Source organism: Streptomyces sp. NBC_00289, from assembly GCF_041435115.1.
In the GTDB taxonomy this organism is placed as follows: Bacteria; Actinomycetota; Actinomycetes; order Streptomycetales; family Streptomycetaceae; genus Streptomyces.
The window spans coordinates 9,687,817-9,705,577 of record NZ_CP108046.1; the positions used below are offsets into that span (position 1 = coordinate 9,687,817).

General features: G+C 69.8%; 15 protein-coding genes. 10 read left to right on the top strand and 5 right to left on the bottom strand.

What is annotated here, in order from left to right:
- The first annotated feature begins 272 nt into the window (after positions 1-272).
- The 3 genes from OG985_RS43770 (at position 273) to OG985_RS43780 (ending at position 3,161) form a co-directional block, all read left to right on the top strand.
- A complete protein-coding gene (locus OG985_RS43770; RefSeq protein WP_371673978.1) occupies positions 273-1,472 on the top strand; it encodes an acetyl-CoA C-acyltransferase in 1,200 nt (399 codons plus the stop codon).
- Positions 1,465-2,193 carry an HAD family hydrolase gene (locus OG985_RS43775; RefSeq protein ID WP_371673979.1) on the top strand — a complete coding sequence of 243 codons (729 nt, stop codon included), beginning with the start codon at positions 1,465-1,467 and terminating at the stop codon, positions 2,191-2,193. Before OG985_RS43770 ends, OG985_RS43775 begins: the two co-directional genes overlap by 8 nt.
- 275 nt (positions 2,194-2,468) lie before the next feature.
- Positions 2,469-3,161, top strand: coding sequence for a TetR/AcrR family transcriptional regulator (locus OG985_RS43780; protein WP_371673980.1), 693 nt, complete (start codon positions 2,469-2,471; stop codon positions 3,159-3,161).
- Between the two features lie 123 nt (positions 3,162-3,284).
- Here the strand turns inward: OG985_RS43780 and OG985_RS43785 are convergent, their stop codons facing one another.
- Both OG985_RS43785 and OG985_RS43790 read right to left on the bottom strand, forming a co-directional pair.
- Entirely contained in the window at positions 3,285-3,950 is a 666-nt protein-coding gene (locus OG985_RS43785) for a TetR/AcrR family transcriptional regulator (protein ID WP_371673981.1), read from the bottom strand.
- Positions 3,947-5,242 carry a PucR family transcriptional regulator gene (locus OG985_RS43790; protein WP_371673982.1) on the bottom strand — a complete coding sequence of 432 codons (1,296 nt, stop codon included), beginning with the start codon at positions 5,240-5,242 and terminating at the stop codon, positions 3,947-3,949. Before OG985_RS43790 ends, OG985_RS43785 begins: the two co-directional genes overlap by 4 nt.
- 189 nt (positions 5,243-5,431) lie before the next feature.
- On the opposite strand from OG985_RS43790, the gene OG985_RS43795 reads away from it, so the two are divergent.
- The 6 genes from OG985_RS43795 (at position 5,432) to OG985_RS43820 (ending at position 13,472) form a co-directional block, all read left to right on the top strand.
- On the top strand, positions 5,432-6,190 hold the full coding sequence (locus tag OG985_RS43795) for an ABC transporter ATP-binding protein (protein WP_371673983.1): 759 nt from the start codon (positions 5,432-5,434) through the stop codon (positions 6,188-6,190).
- Entirely contained in the window at positions 6,187-6,993 is an 807-nt protein-coding gene (locus tag OG985_RS43800; RefSeq protein ID WP_371673984.1) for an ABC transporter ATP-binding protein, read from the top strand. Before OG985_RS43795 ends, OG985_RS43800 begins: the two co-directional genes overlap by 4 nt.
- A gap of 5 nt (positions 6,994-6,998) precedes the next feature.
- The gene (locus tag OG985_RS43805) at positions 6,999-7,880 is read left to right on the top strand and encodes a branched-chain amino acid ABC transporter permease (RefSeq protein ID WP_371673985.1); all 882 of its coding nucleotides are present in this window, start codon (positions 6,999-7,001) and stop codon (positions 7,878-7,880) included.
- Positions 7,877-9,097, top strand: a complete 1,221-nt coding sequence (locus tag OG985_RS43810) for a branched-chain amino acid ABC transporter permease (RefSeq protein ID WP_371673986.1) — start codon at positions 7,877-7,879, stop codon at positions 9,095-9,097. The genes OG985_RS43805 and OG985_RS43810 overlap by 4 nt, the downstream gene beginning before the upstream one ends.
- A 5-nt stretch (positions 9,098-9,102) precedes the next feature.
- Positions 9,103-10,380: an ABC transporter substrate-binding protein gene (locus OG985_RS43815; RefSeq protein WP_371673987.1), complete on the top strand. Its 1,278-nt coding sequence runs from the start codon at positions 9,103-9,105 to the stop codon at positions 10,378-10,380.
- A gap of 671 nt (positions 10,381-11,051) precedes the next feature.
- A complete protein-coding gene (locus tag OG985_RS43820; protein WP_371673988.1) occupies positions 11,052-13,472 on the top strand; it encodes a SpoIIE family protein phosphatase in 2,421 nt (806 codons plus the stop codon).
- Between the two features lie 167 nt (positions 13,473-13,639).
- Here OG985_RS43820 and OG985_RS43825 read toward each other — a convergent pair whose 3' ends face one another.
- The 3 genes from OG985_RS43825 to OG985_RS43835 all read right to left on the bottom strand — a co-directional run bounded on the left by OG985_RS43825 (position 13,640) and on the right by OG985_RS43835 (position 16,920).
- Positions 13,640-15,256 (bottom strand): cation acetate symporter, encoded by a 1,617-nt coding sequence (locus OG985_RS43825; RefSeq protein WP_371673989.1) that lies wholly within the window; start codon positions 15,254-15,256, stop codon positions 13,640-13,642.
- Positions 15,253-15,711 carry a DUF485 domain-containing protein gene (locus tag OG985_RS43830; RefSeq protein WP_371673990.1) on the bottom strand — a complete coding sequence of 153 codons (459 nt, stop codon included), beginning with the start codon at positions 15,709-15,711 and terminating at the stop codon, positions 15,253-15,255. Before OG985_RS43830 ends, OG985_RS43825 begins: the two co-directional genes overlap by 4 nt.
- 156 nt (positions 15,712-15,867) lie before the next feature.
- Positions 15,868-16,920, bottom strand: coding sequence for an alcohol dehydrogenase catalytic domain-containing protein (locus OG985_RS43835; RefSeq protein ID WP_371673991.1), 1,053 nt, complete (start codon positions 16,918-16,920; stop codon positions 15,868-15,870).
- A gap of 140 nt (positions 16,921-17,060) precedes the next feature.
- Here OG985_RS43835 and OG985_RS43840 point away from each other — a divergent pair, with 140 nt between their 5' ends.
- Positions 17,061-17,759 (top strand): TetR/AcrR family transcriptional regulator, encoded by a 699-nt coding sequence (locus OG985_RS43840; RefSeq protein WP_371673992.1) that lies wholly within the window; start codon positions 17,061-17,063, stop codon positions 17,757-17,759.
- The last annotated feature ends 2 nt before the right edge of the window (positions 17,760-17,761 follow it).

Genomic DNA, 17,761 nt, shown 5'->3' on the forward strand with positions numbered 1-17,761 from the left:
CTTACGGCCGTCGACCCACTGCCCGGTGGCCTGTGCGGCCGACGGGCAGGCGCGCTCGTCGGCAGCCGTGCAGGGTCGGACCGCGGCCCCGCGTTTCCCGGCTGTCTCCGGGCCTGGTTGAACATGACGCCGAATTCAAATATAACGATGACACCGCGCCGCAGTCGGCGTTCGGCACCGCCCGTCGGCATCGAGCCCGGCCTACGGAGCTCGGCGTTCCGGCCCCCGAAGCCTCCAGGGCCAACGGGACCAACAGGAAGCAGTGAGGTCACATGAGGGAAGCAGTCATCGTTTCGACGGCACGGACGCCGATCGGCAAGGCTTACCGCGGCGCGTTCAACGACACCCAGGCGCAGGAACTCGCCGCCCATGCCGTCGCGCATGCGGTGCGGCGCGCCGGGCTCGAGGGAGGCGAGGTCGAGGACGTCATCTTCGGCTGCGCCGTGCAGCAGGGGTCCTCCGGGTTCAACCTCGCCCGCCAGGCCGCTCTGCGTGCCGGACTTCCGGACAGCGTGTCGGGGATGACGATCGACCGGCAGTGCTCGTCAGGCCTGATGGCCATCGCGACGGCCGCCAAGCAGATCGTCACGGACGGCATGGAGATCGCTGTCGGTGGCGGGGGCGAGTCCATCTCCTTGGTGCAGAACGACCACATGAACACCCACCGCATGACGGATCCCTGGCTGGTCGAGCACAACCCGAGCATCTACATGCCGATGTTGCAGACGGCGGAGATCGTCGCCGAACGCTACGGCGTGAGCCGGGAGCGCCAGGACGAGTTCGCCCTGCTGTCACAGCAGCGCACCGCGGCGGCGCAGGAGGCCGGCCTGTTCGACCAGGAGATCGTCGCGCTCACCAGCGTCAAGAAGGTCCTCGACAAGCAGTCCGGCGAGGTGCGGGACGAGGAGGTCACCCTGACCCGGGACGAGGGCAACCGGGTGTCGACGACGCTCGCGGGCCTCACCGGGTTGGCGCCGGTGCTGCCCGACGGTCAGGTGAGCGCGCGGTCCAGCGTGACGGCGGGCAACTCCTCGCAGTTGTCGGACGGGGCTTCGGCATCGGTGTTGATGGAGTCGAAGGAGGCCGAGCGCCGCGGACTGGAACCGCTGGGCGTCTACCGGGGTATGACCGTCGCCGGTTGTGGGCCGGACGAGATGGGCATCGGCCCGGTGTTCGCCATTCCGAAACTGCTGAAGCAGCACAACCTCACCATCGACGACATCGGCCTGTGGGAACTCAACGAGGCGTTCGCTTCCCAGGCGCTGTACTGCCGTGACGAACTGCGCATCGACCCGGAGCGGTTCAACGTCAACGGAGGCGCGATCTCGGTCGGTCATCCCTATGGCATGACCGGTGCCCGCCTGGTGGGGCATGCCCTCATCGAGGGCAAGCGCCGCGGTGCTCGGTATGTGGTGATCTCGATGTGTGTCGGCGGCGGAATGGGTGCAGCCGGACTGTTCGAGATTGCCTGAGGTCCGCTTCCCTGTGGGAGGAACATGGCCGCCGTCCGCCCGGGACGGCGGCGAGCCGGCGCTGGAGAGAGGCGTAATTGCCGTGTCGAACGTGGTGGAAAAGACTCGAACCGCGGTCCTGGTGGACTTCGGCGGCGTCATCACCTCCAGCGTGTTGCGGGCTTTCACCGAATTCGGCGCCTCGCTCGGCGTCGACCCGCGCCTGCCGCTGCAACTCCTCGGCCGGGACCAGCCGTCACGCACCCTCCTGGCCGACCACGAATGCGGCCGTATCGACGCCGAAGCATTCGAGCGGGGATTCGCCGAGCGTCTGCGCGCCCACGGCGCCGACGTACCGGCTGAGGGGCTCACGGCCCGGATGCAAGCGGGAATGTCGATCGACCAGGACATGCTCGCGCTGCTCGGTGATCTTCGGTCCGCCGGCTACCCCGTTGCGCTGGTGTCCAATTCGTTCGGAACCGGAACCTACGACGGCGTCGATCTCGCCGCTGTCGCCGATGTGGTCGTCATCTCCGCGGCGGTCGGGATCCGCAAGCCTTCCCGGCGGATTTACGCGATCGCATGTGAACGCCTCGGCGTCGAGCCTGATGAGGCAGTCATGATCGACGATCTTCAGCAGAACCTCGACGGAGCGGCGCGGATCGGAATCGGGGGCGTCCTGCACACGAGTGCCGCCGACACCCGCCGCCTACTCGCCGAACGCTTCAGGATCACCCTCTGACGGACCGGCCGATCGGGCGCGGTGCGATCGGTCAATACCGCGTCTCCGGCCACGCCGTCCCGGGAGTTGATGTCCAGGCCGGGCCGCCGGCGTACCGACCATGTGGAACGCTTTGCCGCACGCGACGGGCGTTGCGCATCCATCCTTGGGGGACAGGCCCGCGGCGGCCAAGGATGGATGCGTACCGCACAAACGGTTCTTGGCCACCTCCGTCGCAGCCGCGAGGCCCTGCGGGTTTTACGACTATGGCGTCGGATTCAAGTAATGTTCCGGGGATGGACACCAGTGCGCCCGGGGAGATCGACGGCGAAACGGCACCGCCCATGGCGCCCCTCTCGCAACTTCGCGAGCCGCCCACGACGCAGCGTGGAGCGCGGACACGGGCTGCTTTGGTGAAGGCCGCGCGGAAGGTGTTCGAGCGGGACGGCTACCTCGACACCCGCCTGACCGACATCACCAAAGAGGCTCGATGCGCGTCGGGATCCTTCTACACCTACTTCGCCAACAAGGAAGAGGTGCTTGCCGCCGTCCTCCTGGAGGCGCAGGAGGACATGATGCACCCCGGCATGGGCCGGGTGAGCGGTACCGACGATCCCTATGCGGTACTCGAGGCGAGCAATCGCGCGTATCTCGAGGCGTACAAACGGAATGCGAAGCTGATGGCACTGCTTGAGCAGGTCGCCCAGGTGGAGCCGGAGTTCCGTGAGTTCCGAACTCGGCGCGGGAACGCGTTCATCCGCCGCAATGCCCGCGGCATCGCGGACCTGCAGTCGCGGGGTGTCGCAGACCGTGAGGTCGATCCGGTGATGGCCTCGCGTGCACTGTCGGGCATGGTCAGCGGCATGGCCTACAACGCCTTCGTGCTCTGTGCAGAGCAAGAGGAAGGCACGCCGGTGGACTTCGAGGAGCTCGTGTCCGCGGTCACGCGGCTCTGGGCGAACGCCCTGCGGTTCCCCGGCCACCACTGAACCGGCAGACGGGACCGCCTGCTCATCAGGTGAGTGACCGACGACTTTCCGCCGGCCACGATGTCCGCGCAGCTGCGTAGGCATCTCTTGTGAGGCGCCCTGTCGAGCCGCGGGCGGGGTGTTTCAGCCGGGCGGTGCCGACAGATGGATCAGGATGCCGCACACCTCGTCCACGATCTCCCGGGCCTCCGTCTCGTCCCCGCAGTCGCCCAGCTCGCGCGCCGCCCCTCCGATGACGGTGGTCAGTACGCTCACCCGGACCCGGCCGGCGCGTCGCCGCTCGTCCACCTCCAGGAGCCGGGCGTTGCGCCGTACCCACGCTCGGTCCCACTGGCGACGCAGCGTGTCGAAACCCGCCGGGCCGTCGTCCTCCACGAGGAGTGTGCCGAGCCGCCGGTTGTCCCAGGCGCCCTCCAGGTAGGCCCTGGATCCCGCCACGAAGAGGGCGACCGGGTCGTCCACGCCACGGGCGCGCTCGGCGGTCAGCGTGGCCGCGGTCCGGCGCTCCTGCTCCTCGCGGAACTCCTCCCAGAGGGCGAGGTAAAGCCCTCGCTTTCCCCCGTAGTGCTGGAAGAGGCTGCCCACCTGGATGCCGGACCGTGCCGCGATCTCGGTGAGGCCGGCCTCGGTGTAACCGCGCTCGGCGAACACCGCCAGCGCGGCGTCCAGCAGCGCGCGCCGGAGCGAGCGGTCCTGACCGGCGTGGCCCTCCGACGGGCCCATGCCCCCCTGCTCCTCCGGCAGTTGACGTGCCGCCTCGGCCCCGGCGGGCTCCACGATGCCGCTCACTGACGATCCCCACCTTCTTTGGCCCCGTCGCGGATGGCGAGGGCGACCAGCAGTTCCAGGAGGTCGGCGATCCGGCGCGGATTGCGGCCGGTGCGTTCCTCGATTCGGCGCAACCGGTAGTGCGCCGTGTTGTGGTGCACCCGCAGCCGGTCGGCGGCCAGCCGTAGGTTGAGATCCGCCTCCGTGAAGGCTCTTATGGTGGCGGCCAGCGTGTCGCCACGTTTGCGGTCCTCCTCCAGCAGCACACGTACGCGGGGATCGACCAGCTGGCGGGCGAGGTCGTCGGCGCGCAGCGCCAGGTAGTCGAAGGGGGACAGCCGCGGCAGCGCCGCCACCCCGCCCTCGCTCGGCACCAGGTCGAGGGCGGCCCGCGCTTCCTCGTAAGCGCGCGGCAGTTCGGACGTGCCCTGGGCGACCGTGCTGATGCCCATGGAGAGCATGGTTCCCTCCCGCGCGAGCCGCCGCTGCACGGCCTCGAAGTGGGCGCATATGTCCTCCGCGTTCATGCCGGCCCGGACCACGGGCATGGCCACCACCTCGCCGTGGCGCACGACGACCAGGGTTCTGCCGGCCCAGGGACCGGCGACGCTGATCGACGCGCTGGTCGCATACCCGCTCTCGGCCGAGGTGAGGTCCCCGGTGCGGGTGTCGCCGACGCACACCGCCACGACCGCCATCATCTGCGAGCCCGATCCGATGCCGTACGCCTGCGCCGCGGCGGACAGCGGACCGCGCGTCGGTGCCACGCCGGCCAGGAGCTGGTCCAGGAGATCCCGGCGCTCCCGGTCCGCGTCCGCCACCACGTGCTGCTGGTACTCGACGTATGCCTGCGCGGCATGGGTGCTGGCGTAGTCGACGTACCGCATCAGCGGTGTGACGAGGGACAACGCCGCCTGCTGGGCCTCGGCGGACGTGCCCGCGCAGTCCAGCAGCGCGTCCCACAGCACCTGCCGGCCGACTCGGAAGGCACTGATCCAGTCCTCCAGGGCGAACCCCGCGCGTGCTCTGCGCATCGCTGCCCCGCGGCTGAACACCAGGTCTTCGGGGGCGATGTCCCGGTCGCCGGCCAGCGCCGCCAACTGCATCAGGTAGTGCTCGAGCACCTGATCCCGCACGTCGGCGAAGAACCGCTCGTCCTGCAGCGCGTACGACGGGATCTCCGCGCGCATCACCTCGACGGCGGTCTCCGCCACCTCCTCGATCCGGTCGTGGACGGCGTGCAGGATCCGCCGCCGCTCGTGGCGGAGCGGTTCGGAGAGTCGGGGGATGGCCAGGGCTGGACCGCGCGGCATGGCGCCGATCGTCGCCGCTCGCCTCGTGCTCCGTCAACAGGCCCGGCGTGAGACATCTGCGGGAACCTGTGCGCCGCGCACAAGTCGGCGACCGAGAAGTTGGGTGCTCACACCCAATGTGCGCCCCGTACAACCCCACCTACTGTGACGCTCGCCCACCCCCCCAGCACGTCGGAAGGGGCATCACTCATGCTCGCGGTCGAAGCTATCACCGTGCGTTTCGGCGGGATCACGGCACTGGACGGTGTCGCGTTCACCGTCGAGCCGAGCAGCGCCGTAGGGCTCATCGGGCCGAACGGAGCCGGCAAGACCACCTTGTTCAACTGCCTCACCAGGCGCTGCACCCCCGATGCGGGAACGGTGCGGTTCGAAGATGAGGACCTGCTCGCTCTTCCGCCGCACGCCGTGGCCGGGCGCGGCATCGCCCGCACCTTCCAGAACCTCGGCCTGTTCCCGCGACTCACGGTCCGGGAGAACGTCATGGTCGGCGCCCACAGCCGGGGGCGCGCCGGACACCTCGCCGCGGCGCTCCGGCTGCCCCGCGTCCGGCGAGAGGAGAGGGAACTGTGTGACCAGGCGGATGACCTGCTACAGCGACTGGACCTGGCGGACGTCGCCGACCACCCGGCCTCCGGACTGCCGTTCGGCACGCTCAAACGCGTCGAACTCGCCCGAGCCCTCGCGGTACGGCCGCGGCTGCTGTTGCTCGACGAACCCGTCAACGGGCTCAGCCACGGCGAGGTCGACCAATTCGCGGATCTGGTCCGGTCGGTACGCCAGGACTTCGACCTCACCCTCGTGGTGGTCGAACACCACATGGGTTTCGTGATGGGCCTGTGCGACAAGGTGGTCTGTCTCGACTTCGGACGCAAGATCGCCGAGGGCTCGCCGGACGAGATCCAGCGCGACGCGGCGGTCATCGAGGCGTATCTGGGGGTGGCCGCATGAGCGAGCCCACCACCGACCGCACCGAGGCCGCGGAGAGTGCGCAGCCGGACTTTCTGGAGGTCTGTGACCTGCACGCCGGATACGGCCAGGCCCATGTACTTCAGGGCCTCGACTTCTCCGTCGCCCGCGGCGAGGTGTGCGCGATCCTCGGACCCAACGGCGCGGGAAAGACCACGACGCTGCGCGCACTGTGCGGCATGGTTCGCGGCCGAGGCTCGATCACCTTGAACGGTACGGAACTGCTGGGCCGCTCGCCCGAGCAGGCCGCCCGGCTCGGCATGGCGCATGTGCCCGAGGGCCGGGGCACCTTCAACGACCTGAGCGTCGAAGAAAACCTGCGCATCGGCGCCCACCTGCGCACCGGACTCCGGCGGCGGAGCCGCGCCGAGCGTGCGGCCGTGGCGGCCGACCTGGAACGGATCTACGACTACTTCCCCAAACTGCGCCAGCGGTCGCGTCAGGCCGCCGGCAGCCTCAGCGGCGGGGAGCAGCAGATGCTCGCCATCGGCAGGGCGCTGATGCTGCGTCCCTCGCTGCTGCTCCTGGACGAGCCGTCCCTGGGGCTCGCGCCGCTGGTCACCCGTGAGCTGTTCGAGATCGTCCGTGCCGTCAACGAGGAGGAACGCACCACCGTGGTCGTCGTCGAGCAGAACGCCCAGCTCGCGCTGGACATCGCGCACCGGGCGCACGTACTGGAGGCCGGCCGCCTGGTGCTGTCCGGACCGGCTCAGCAGATCCGCGAGGACGGGCGGGTCGCCGAGGTGTACCTCGGTGTCTCCGTCCGCTCCCGGAAGGCCGGGTGAGCGCCGTGACCGATCTTCTCCAGCAAGTGGTGGAAGGGCTGGGCTCCGGCGCGGTGTACGCCAGCCTGGCGCTGGCCCTGGTGCTGATCCACCGGTTCACGGGGATCGTCAACTTCGCGCAGGGCGAGCTGGCCATGCTCTCCACGTACGTCGCCTGGCAGCTGGTGGCGTCCGGGATGCCGTTCTGGCTGGCGCTGCCGGTCACCCTCGCGGTGTCCTTCGCCGGCGGCATGCTGGTCGAGCGGATCGTCATCCGCCCCGTGCAGGACGCGCCCGAGCTGACCGTGGTCATCGTCACGGTCGGCCTGTTCATCTTCGTCAACGCGCTGGCCGGCCTGATCTGGTCGTTCACCGTGAAGGACTTCCCACAGCCGTTCCCCGACGGCGGGCTGGACCTGGCGGGGGTGCGCGTGGACTGGTCGACCTTCGGGATCGTCGCAGTGGTGGCCGTCGTGATGGGCCTGCTGTATCTGCTGTTCCAGCACACTTCCCTCGGCCTGGTGATGCGAGCGGTCGCCTGCAACCCGGCCTCCGCACGCCTGTCGGGCATCCCGGTGGGCCGAGTTCTGATGCTCGGCTGGGGGCTGGCCGCGATGGTCGGCGCCGTGTCGGGCGTGCTCGTCGCCCCGCTGCTGTTCCTGGAGCCCAACATGATGGGCGGAGTGCTGATCTACGCGTTCGCCGCGGCCACCCTCGGGGGCTTCGACAGCCCCGTGGGCGCGGTCGTCGGCGGCTTGTTCGTGGGAGTCGCCGAGACGCTGACCGGGGCGTACGTCGATGTCATCGGCGCCGATCTGAAGGTGGGCATTCCCCTGGTGATCATCCTGGCGGTGCTCCTTGTACGGCCCCAGGGCCTCTTCGGACGGGCGGCGGTGGAACGCGCATGACCACGATCACCGCAACACTCGGCACGGACCGCGCCCGGCGCCTGCGCGCCGCGCTCACCGTGCTGCTCGCGTCGGCGCTCGCCGTCGGCGCACCGTTCTACTTCGCCCCCTTCCAGGTCTTCCAGCTGACCATGGTGCTTCTGTACGCCGTGGCGCTGGCCGGTCTGAACCTGCTGGTCGGATTCGGCGGGCAGATCTCGCTCGGGCACGGCGCGTTCTTCGCGGCGGGTGCCTACACGGCGGCGGTCATGCTCGACCGGTACGACACCGGGCACCTGGCCACACTGCCGGTCGCGGCCGCCGGATGCTTCCTGCTGGGCCTCGGGTTCGGAGTGCCCGCGCTGCGGCTGCGCGGGCTGTACCTGGCCCTGGTCACCCTCTCGTTCGCGGTGTTCCTGCCGCCGCTGCTCAAGCGGCTGGAACCGGTGACGGGCGGCTCCATGGGCCTGACCGTGGACAAGCTGCAGCCACCCGCCTGGAGCGGGCTGGCCGAGGACCAGTGGATGTACTTCGTCGTCCTCGCCGTCACCGCGGTGGCCCTGCTGCTCGCCCGCAACCTGCTGCGCTCCCGGGTCGGCAGGGCACTGCTCGCCGCGCGGGACAACGAGAGCGCCGCCGAGGTCATGGGCGTACGTCTGTCGCTGCACAAGACCCTCGCCTTCGCGTGGAGCGCGATGTTCGCGGGTGTCGCCGGGTGTCTGTACACCTGGGTGATCGGCTTCGTCTCGCCCGACTCCTTCAGCTTCGTTCTGTCCATCATGCTGCTGGCCGGCCTGGTGGTCGGGGGGCTCGCCTCACTGTATGGGCCTCTGCTGGGGGCGGCGTTCGTGATGTACGTGCCGAGCGTGTCCCAGGACCTCAGCGAGGCGGCACCCGGAGTGGTGTTCGGCCTGCTGATCATCGCGGTGATGCTCGTGGCCCCGACGGGACTGGCCGGCCTGCCCGGCCGTGTCCGGGCCGCTGTCACCCGTCGCCCGACTCGCACCACCGCCGCCCCCGACCGGACGCCCGAGGCCGAATCCGGGCCTGAGGCCGAATCCGGGCCCGAGGCCGAATCCGGGCCTGAGGTCGAATCCGGGCGCGAGGTCCAATCCGGGCCTGATACGGAGCCGAAGTCCCAGGCCGCATCCGACCCCTCCGCGACCCTCACCCCCGCGGATCCCGCAGTTGTCGACGCCGAACCCGTGGGCGCACCGCCCCGCACGGAAAAGGAATGAATCACATGCGCAAGACCACCGCTCTGCGGGCGGCCGCGGCCGCTGCCGCCGTCCTGCTCACCGCGACCGCCTGCGGCAGCCAGCGAGGCAAGGACGACCAGGGCACCGCCGCCGGCGGTGCCTGCAAGGGCCAGCAGACCACCGGCATCACCGACACGACCATCAAACTGGGCGGGATCTACCCGCTGTCGGGACCGGCCTCCGCGTACGGCACGATCAGCAAGGGCGTGGCCGCCTACTTCACGTACGTCAACGCCCAGGGCGGCATAGACGGCCGCAAGGTCGAGTTCGCCGTCCGCGACGACGGCTACCAGCCGCCCAAGGCGGTCGAGGAGGCCCGCAGACTGGTCGAGCAGGAGAAGGTCTTCGCCGTGTTCCAGACCCTGGGCACCCCGTCCACGGCAGCCGTGTGGGACTACCTCAACAAGCAGAAGGTGCCGCAGCCCTTCGTCGCCACGGGCGCCTCCGTCTGGGGCACGGACGACAAGCACCCCTGGACCATCGGGTGGCAGCCCAACTACGTGGCCGAGGCACGGGTGTACGCCAAGTACCTCAAGGACGAGAAGCCGAAGGCCAAGGTCGCGGTCCTCTACCAGAACGACGACTTCGGCAAGGACCTGCTCGGCGGATTCAAGCAGGCCGTCGCCGGCAGCGGCATCAAGGTGGTCGCCAAGGAGAGCTACGAGGTCACCGCCCCCTCCGTCTCCGCACAGATGAACAACCTCGCCCGCTCCAAGGCGGACGTGCTGCTCAACATCACCACGCCCAAGTTCGGCAGCCAGGCCCTCGCCGCCGATGCCAAGAACACCAAGTGGAACCCGCTGCACATCGTGAACAACGTGGCCTCGTCCGCCGCCGTGCTCCAGCCCGTCGGGTTCAAGAACGTCCAGGGCGTGGTCTCGGCGACCTACTTCAAGGACCCTGCCGACCCGCAGTGGGCGAACGATCCCGAGATGAAGACGTACACCGACGCCATGCACAAGTACGCCCCCGACGCCGACCCGGCCAACCAGTTCAACGCCTATGGCTGGGCCGCCGCATCCAGCCTTCACCAGGCCCTGGACGCGATGAAGTGCCCGACCAGGGAAGGGCTGCGGGACGCGGTGCGTAACCTGGGGGACGTGAAGGTCGGCATGCTGCTGCCCGGGGTCACCTTGTCCACGGGCCATGACGACGCCTTCCCGCTCGAGACGATGCAGCTGATGCGGTTCAAGGGCGAGCGGTGGCAGCTGTTCGGCAAGCCGGTGGACACCCGCGAAGAGTTCGGCCCACTGGCGAAGTGAGCCGGCGGAGGCGGTCCCGGTCGTCGATGCCCTGACCCCTGGGGACCGCCTCCGCCCTGTCACCGGCGTCCGGAGCCTTGTGCGCATGCCGGTACGCCGACGACCGGAGCCCTGCCCGGCCCATCGGGGGACGTCTCTCCCGGGCGGATCCCCGCCCGGGATCACTCGACGTGGCACACCGTGCGCGCGTCGGCACCCTTGACCGCACAGCGTGGGGTGGAGGCGGTCGCTGTCGAGCGGGCCCGGAGGAGCCACACCGCGCGGGCTGTCCGCCGCGTCCGGGCCATCGCGCGCTGAGCGCCGCGCGAGCCTCCCGCCGTGGCACCCCGCCGCTCACCGGCTGATTCAGTAACCGGGCGGCTGAGCGTACGCGTCCAAGGCATGAGCTTGCGGGCGGCAGAATCTGCCTCAGGGAGGGCCCCGCCTCGAGTCGCTGATGAGCGGGCCGTCAGGCCTGCCGTGGCCCGACCCCTGCCCGCCACACCGTGCCACACGGTGGGCGAGGCCGCGGCCCCACCGGTTCAATAGGCTTACAGGGCATCTGCAGGTCGGCGTGCATCGCGGAGCGTCTGGCCACCGACCCGGACGCCGTCACGGTCACCGGCCGTGGCGGACCCGAGGCAGAACATCGGCGACCGAGGACAAGGTGGTGTCCAGCGGTGGAGAAGCGGATGACGGAGCTCAACGAAAGCCACGACGATCCCTTCGCCCTGCACCGCGCCGCTTTGGCGGTGCTCGACGACCGGGGAACCGTGATCGGATGGAACCGGCGGGCCCAGGAACTGCTCGGCTATCCGGACACAGCCGTGATCGGTCGCCCGGCGTCCGAGGTCCTTGTCGATCCCCGCGATCTGTCGGCTGTCAAGCAGGCCGCGGCGAGCTGCAGGAGAGCCGGCGGCTGGTGCGGGGTGCTCATGGTGCGGCATCGCGACGGGCGGCTCGTGGAGATGGGGCTCAGGGCCGATGCGCTCGCACGCGAGGGCCGCGTCCGCGAGTGGGTTCTCGCCGGGGCACTCGAGGCCGACGTCCTGGAGTGGCAGAGGGACCGCGCGGTCCTCGACGGGTTGTACCGCCGCTGCCCGATCGGCCTGGTCGTCCACAGCCCCGACATGAGGCTCCTCCGGGTCAACCGGGCCATCGAACGCTTCAGCGGCATCCCGGCAGCGGACTTTCGGGGGCTGCCCACCGGCTGCTTCCTCCTCCCCGATGACGCACGCAGGGCCGTGGACCGGGTGCGCCAGGTGATCGACACCGGAAGGCCGTCGGTCTACTCCGAGCAGTTCGTTCGCCTGGAGCAGGACCCCGCGCGAGAGCGGGTGGCGATGGTCTCGTCCTTCCCGATGGTCGATCCCTCCGGTCGCATTCTGGGTGTGGCCGAGATGATCGAGGACATCACCGAACGCCATCGGGCCCAGCTTCGGCTCGCGCTCCTCGACCAGGCAGGCAGCCGTATCGGAACCACCCTTGACGTGGCGGAGACCGCCCGGGAACTCGCCGAGGTGATGGTGCCTCACCTCGCCGACCATGCGTCAGTGGACCTCCTTCAGCCCGTGACGCGCGGTGAGGAACTGGCGGGGGCCTTGGCGGGGCCGGTGGTACGCGTGGGGGCCTGCGGTGTCGGTGCCCAGCAAGCCGGCCCGCCCCACCCACAGGGCGAGCCGGTGGAGTTCGCGCCGGACACCCCTCAGGCCAGATGCCTCGCCGAAGGGCGGCCCGTCCTGGAACCGGTTCTCCCGCCCGACTGGTTCTCGTCGAGAGGCCACCGGGGGGCCCACGCTCCGGACCTGGGCGCCCACTCGCTGATCGTGGTACCCCTGGCCGCACGTGGCCTGGTGCTGGGCGTGATGACCCTGTGGCGTTCGCGCCGCCCCGATCCCTTCGAGGCGGACGATCTCACCCTCGCCCAGGAACTCGCCTCGCGCGCCGCTGTCGCCATCGACAACGCCCGGCGCTTCACCCAGCAGCAGGAGACCGCGTTCACCCTGCAGAGCAGCCTTCTGCCCCGGGCGGTTCCGGACCAGCCGGCCGTCGAGGTGGCCCTGCGCTACCGGCCGGCCAGCGCGGCTCCGGGCCTGGGCGGTGACTGGTTCGACGTCATTCCCCTGTCCGGGGCCCGGGTCGCCCTCGTCGTCGGCGACGTGGTGGGACGCGGCATCCACGCCGCCGCCACCATGGGCCGGTTGCGTACCGCCGTACACACGCTCGCCAGCCTCGACCTGGAACCGGACGAGGTCCTCTCTCGCCTGGACGACCTGGTCATCCTGCTGGCGGCGGAACAGGAAGCAGCCGGCGAACGACCCGTGGGCGAACAGGTCGTCGGTGCCACCTGCGTGTACGCCGTGTACGACCCGGTCTCCGGGCGGTGCTCCGTGGCCCGCGCCGGCCACCCTCCGCCGGTGGTGACCGCTCCGGATGGGCAGGTGGGTCTGCTGGACCTGCCCGCCGGCCCCCCGCTCGGCCTGGGCGGTCTGCCGTTCGAGGCCCGGGACGTCGAACTGGCCGAGGGAAGCCTGCTGTGCCTGTACACCAACGGGCTCATCGGCGAACGCAACATCGATGCCGACGTCGGCCTGACCAAGCTGCGCGCCGCGCTCACCCGCCCCGCGGACGCGCTGGAACGGACATGCCAAGCGGTGGTTGACTCGCTCGTGCCATCGCGCCCCAGCGACGACGTCGCATTGGTGGTCGCCCGCACCCGAATGCTGCCACCGGACAGTGTCGCCTCCTGGCCTTTGCCGCTGGAGCCTGCCAGCGCCGCCCGGGCCCGGGCGCTGACCTCGGCCAAGCTGAGCGAATGGGGTCTGGAGCACCTGGCGTTCACGACCGAGCTGATCGCCAGCGAACTGGTCACCAACGTCTACCGGTACGCCAGCGGCCCCGCGACCCTGCGGCTGATCCGTGAACGGTGTCTGGTGTGCGAGGTCAGCGACACCAGCCACACCTCACCCCACCTGCGCCGCGCCCGTACCACCGATGAGGGTGGGCGTGGCCTGTTCCTGGTGGCCCAGATGGCCGAACGCTGGGGTACCCGTTACACCCGCGACGGCAAGACCGTGTGGACCGAACAACCACTGGCCGGCACGCTCACCTGACCGTCTCAGGTCGTGCCGGGTGACCTCAGAGTCCCGCCGAGGACAGGTGCCGTGCTGACCATGCTGCTGCCCTGAGGGATCCGTGCGACCGGCGTTGGTCCGCTGGCCGCGCCGGACCAGCGCGGCGGCACCGAGGCCGCTCGCGTGGCCCGCCCGCGCGATCGCGGTCATTCGGCTGCGGCGAGCAGCCGTGCCTCGCTCTCCTCGTACAGCCGCCGGTTCTCGAGGCTCTCGGAGGAACGGCGCCGGTGGTCCAGACAGCTGCCCAGCCAGCCCGCCAGGTAGCCGAACGGGATGGAGACCAGCCCGGTGGACTGCATCGGGAACAGATCGAAGTCGGCGTTCGGGAAGACGGCGGACGGCGTGCCCGAAACGGCCTTGGAGAAGACCATCAGCAGCAGCGCGCAGGCCGCGCCGCCGTAGAGGGAGGCGAGTAGGCCGCCGCGGGTGAATCCTCGCCAGAACAGGGAGTAGGTGAGCGCGGGTGCTACCGCCGATGCCCCTATGCAGATGGCCAGAGTGGTCAGCACGCCGACGTTCCAGTCCTGGACCAGGGTGGCGAGTCCGACGGCAAGGGTTCCCACGGCCACGCTCGTCCACACCGCCACCGTCATCTCCGTGCGTGGATCGGCGTGTCCCCGGCGCGCCGCATGGGCGAACAGATCGTGGGCGAGTGACGAGGCGGCGGCCAGGGTCATGCCCGCGACCGACGACAGCAGGGTGATGAACACCATGCCCGCCACGGCCGAGTAGAGAATCGTCGTGCCCGCGGAACCGTGTGCCTCGCCGAGCACCTGCGCCAGCATGAGCACCGACGTCCTGCCCTGGGGGTCGGCCGCGGTGATGTACTGCGATCCCACCAGCGCCGCCGCTCCCGTACCCATGATGATGACGAGCAGGCAGAACGTGGTGACCGTGCCGACCGCCCACGACATGGAGCGTCGTACGGCCGGCACGTCCCGCGCGGAGTACAGGCGCATCGTGATGTGGGGCAGGCAGGCCACGCCGAGGACCACGGTGATCTGGAGACTGATGAAATCCAGCCGGTCGATGGCCGAGGTGCCCAACTGGAGGCCCTGCTGGAGGAAGGCGGGGCCCGTGCCGCTGCCGTGCTGGGCGGCCCTGAGCACGTTGCCGGGGCTCCAGCCGAAGCGGTTCAGCACCAGAGCGGCGACGACGGCGCTGGTGCCGAGCAGGATGACTATCTTGATCATCTGGATGAGCGCGGTGCCTCTCATCCCGCCGAGCGCCGCGTAAATGATCATCAGGGTGCCGATGATGACGATGCACGCCGTCCTGGCTCCCGCCACGTGCGGGAGGTTCAGGATGGAGGTGAGCAGCGACCCGGCACCGGAGAGCTGGACGACCAGGAAGGGCAGGGTCGCCGAAAGCGTCACCACGCAGGCGGCGACGCGCACAGCCCGTCCGGGCATGTTGCGGGCCAGGACGTCGCCCATGGTGAACCTGCCGGCGTTGCGCAGGGGTTCGGCCAGCAGGAACATCAGCAGCACCAGAGACAAGGCGGTGCTGACCGCAAGGACGTAGCCGTCGTAGCCGGCGAGCGCGACGATGCCGGTGGTGCTCAGCACCGTGGCCGCGGAGATGTAGTCGCCCGCGATGGCCAGGCCGTTCTTGAACGGTGTGAGCGAGAGGTAGCCGGTGTAGAAGTTCGTCAGGTCGTCGCGGTCCGGTCCCGCCATCACGCACATCAGCAGCGTGACAGTGACGAGCGTGGTGAACAGGATGAGGACGGTGGCCTGTGTCCCGGAGCTGAAGTCGTTCATCTCGCCGTCCCTGCGTGCCGGCCGACGGGGACCGCCCGTTCCCTGACGGCGCGGGCCAATGGATCCACCGAGCGTCGTGCGCTGCGTCCGTACCAGAAGACCGCCGCGAAGGTGACGACGAGCTGGAGGACCCCCAGGGTCATGCCCAGGCTGAACTCCCCGGCGATCTTGGACCCCATCAAGTCGGGCGCGAAGCAGGACAGCACGACATACACCACGAAGGAGCCGAGCGCGGCGAGCGTGGAGATCCGGCGGAGCAGGCGGTAGGCCGAGCGGAGGGCGGCGAGGTCGGCACCGTGCCGATGAGCCTCCTGCGTGTACGGCTCGACCCAGGAGGCCTGCCCGTACGAGTCGTACCGAGGGACGTCGTACTCGTACGACTGGCGATGGGTGTGCGGCAGGGGCCATCCCGGTGGTGCTGATGGCCGGTACCGGTTCTCGTCGGGGTATGTCATCGCCTGGCCTTCCACTACGGCTCGGATCCGTGGAGGTGAACGGGGAAAATGGTGTCAGGCGGCGCACCATACCGACTGGTTGGGATGTCCGTAAGTAAGCTGTGGGTCACGTTTCGGGGTCGGCGCGGCTGCCCGGGGTGAGGATCGACGTCGTGGTCAACGGGCGGGGTCGAGAAGGATCTTGCGGACACCGGCGGCGCGGCTGTTGAACAGTTCGTACGCCGCGGGACCCTGGGAGAGGGGGAGGCGGTGGGAGACCACGACCTCCGGTGTGATGCGACCGGCCTGGGCGAGGGGGATCAGGGCCGGCAGCTCGTAGTGGATCGAACACAGCCCGATGGCGAACTCGAGCTCCTTGATCTGGGCCAGTCCCATGTGGAAGGGAAAGGCCTTGTTCTGGCTGACGCCGATGACACTGACCCGACCTGCCTGCCGAACGGCTTTGAGGGCGAGCTCGATGGTGGCGTCCGAGCCCACGGCTTCCACCACGGCGTCCGGTCCGCGCCCTGCGGTCATCTCCCGTATGGCCGTGCGGGCGTCCTCGCCCTCCACCGGCTCGACGCCGAGGGTGGCGGCGAAGGCACGGCGCTCCGCGACCAGGTCCACGCCCAGCACACGGGCGGCGCCCATCACGAAGGCGGATTGCGCGGCCATGAGGCCGACCGGGCCCAGGCCGATGACCAGGACCGTTTCACCGGGCTGGATACGGGCTCGACGGCAGCCGTACCAGGCCGTGGGGGCGTTGTCCGTCAGCACGACGGCGGCCTCGTCCGAGATGCCGTCGGGCAGGTGCACCAGGTTGACCTCGGCATGGGGCACGGCAAGGAACTCGGCCTGACTGCCCGGGAGGCGCGGGCTCACGCCGTAACAAAGGTCCGTCGGCGCATGGGCTCGCTCGCACCTGGCCGTGAAACCCCTCGCGCATGTCGCGCACAGAGTGCAGCCCGCCGAGGCGGGAACCAGGACGCGGTCGCCGGACGTGAAACGGGTGACCCGGTCACCGGTCTCGACCACCACGCCGACGCACTCGTGTCCCGGGGTGTAACCCGCGTCCGGGCTGAACCCGTTGCCACCGTAGATGTGCAGGTCGCTGCCGCATATACCGGCCGTGGTGACCCGGACGACCGCGTCCGTGGGACTGGTGACGGCGGGGTCGGGGACGTCGCCGTAGTGGATGTCGTGGGGGCCCTGGTAGGTCAGTGCCTTCACTGCATGCCTCCATTCAGGCGCAGGGCGGCGCCCGTGCAGAACAGGATTTCCGGAGTGGGACGTACAACGCGCCAAGGCGCTTTCATCAGACATTAATGCGCCCGTATTACTTCGGCGGGGCGACGCTAGCATGGGCATCCGTGACAGCACATGAGACGCAGGCCACGTCGCCTCGGAGCCGGAAAGCCGGTGACACTCGCGGCACACTCATCCGGGCCGCCGAGCAGTTGTTCGCCGCGAAGGGCGTCGACGGTGCGTCGCTCAACGAGATCAAGCGGGCCGCCGGCCAGCGCAACGCGACGGCCCTGCAGTACCACTTCGGCGACCGGGCGGGTCTCCTGCGGGCCGTACTCGACAAACACCTTCCCGCGGTGGACGCCCGCCGGGAGGTGCTGCTGCGGCAGTACGAGGACAGCGGCACCGTCGACCTCCGCTCCCTCGCCGCCGCACTGGTGCTGCCGGTCGCCGCGAAACTCGCCGACCCCGACGGCGGCCGCGAGTTCCTGCAGATCGTGGCCGAACTGCTCAACCGCCCCGAACCCCTGGTCGAGGTCGTCGTGACCAAGGGGTCGAGCATCCATCCCTGGCGGCGCCTGGTGCAGCCCCTGCTGGCTGCCGAGTCGACCACGGTGTTCCACAGCCGCTTCACCGCCATGCGCTTCAGTCACGCCGAACTCGCCGCCCGGGCCGCCGGCCGCCCTCGAAGGGACGACCGGTTGTTCACCAGCCGACTGATCGACCTGGTCACCGCACTGCTGGCCGCGCCGGTGTCCGAGCAGACCGCACGACTGCTGCACGAGCGAGGCCCGAAAGGAAAGCCCCAGCCTCCGACCCGCTGAAC

Excerpts from the sequence above, each read along its gene's own strand:
- OG985_RS43795 (WP_371673983.1), top strand. The coding sequence starts at position 5,432 with ATGCTCGCGGTCGAAGCTATCACCGTGCGTTTCGGCGGGATCACGGCA.
- OG985_RS43800 (WP_371673984.1), top strand. The coding sequence starts at position 6,187 with ATGAGCGAGCCCACCACCGACCGCACCGAGGCCGCGGAGAGTGCGCAG.
- OG985_RS43790 (WP_371673982.1), bottom strand. The coding sequence starts at position 5,242 with ATGCCGCGCGGTCCAGCCCTGGCCATCCCCCGACTCTCCGAACCGCTC.
- OG985_RS43780 (WP_371673980.1), top strand. The coding sequence starts at position 2,469 with ATGGACACCAGTGCGCCCGGGGAGATCGACGGCGAAACGGCACCGCCC.
- OG985_RS43825 (WP_371673989.1), bottom strand. The coding sequence starts at position 15,256 with ATGAACGACTTCAGCTCCGGGACACAGGCCACCGTCCTCATCCTGTTC.
- OG985_RS43820 (WP_371673988.1), top strand. The coding sequence starts at position 11,052 with ATGACGGAGCTCAACGAAAGCCACGACGATCCCTTCGCCCTGCACCGC.
- OG985_RS43830 (WP_371673990.1), bottom strand. The coding sequence starts at position 15,711 with ATGACATACCCCGACGAGAACCGGTACCGGCCATCAGCACCACCGGGA.
- OG985_RS43770 (WP_371673978.1), top strand. The coding sequence starts at position 273 with ATGAGGGAAGCAGTCATCGTTTCGACGGCACGGACGCCGATCGGCAAG.
- OG985_RS43810 (WP_371673986.1), top strand. The coding sequence starts at position 7,877 with ATGACCACGATCACCGCAACACTCGGCACGGACCGCGCCCGGCGCCTG.
- OG985_RS43815 (WP_371673987.1), top strand. The coding sequence starts at position 9,103 with ATGCGCAAGACCACCGCTCTGCGGGCGGCCGCGGCCGCTGCCGCCGTC.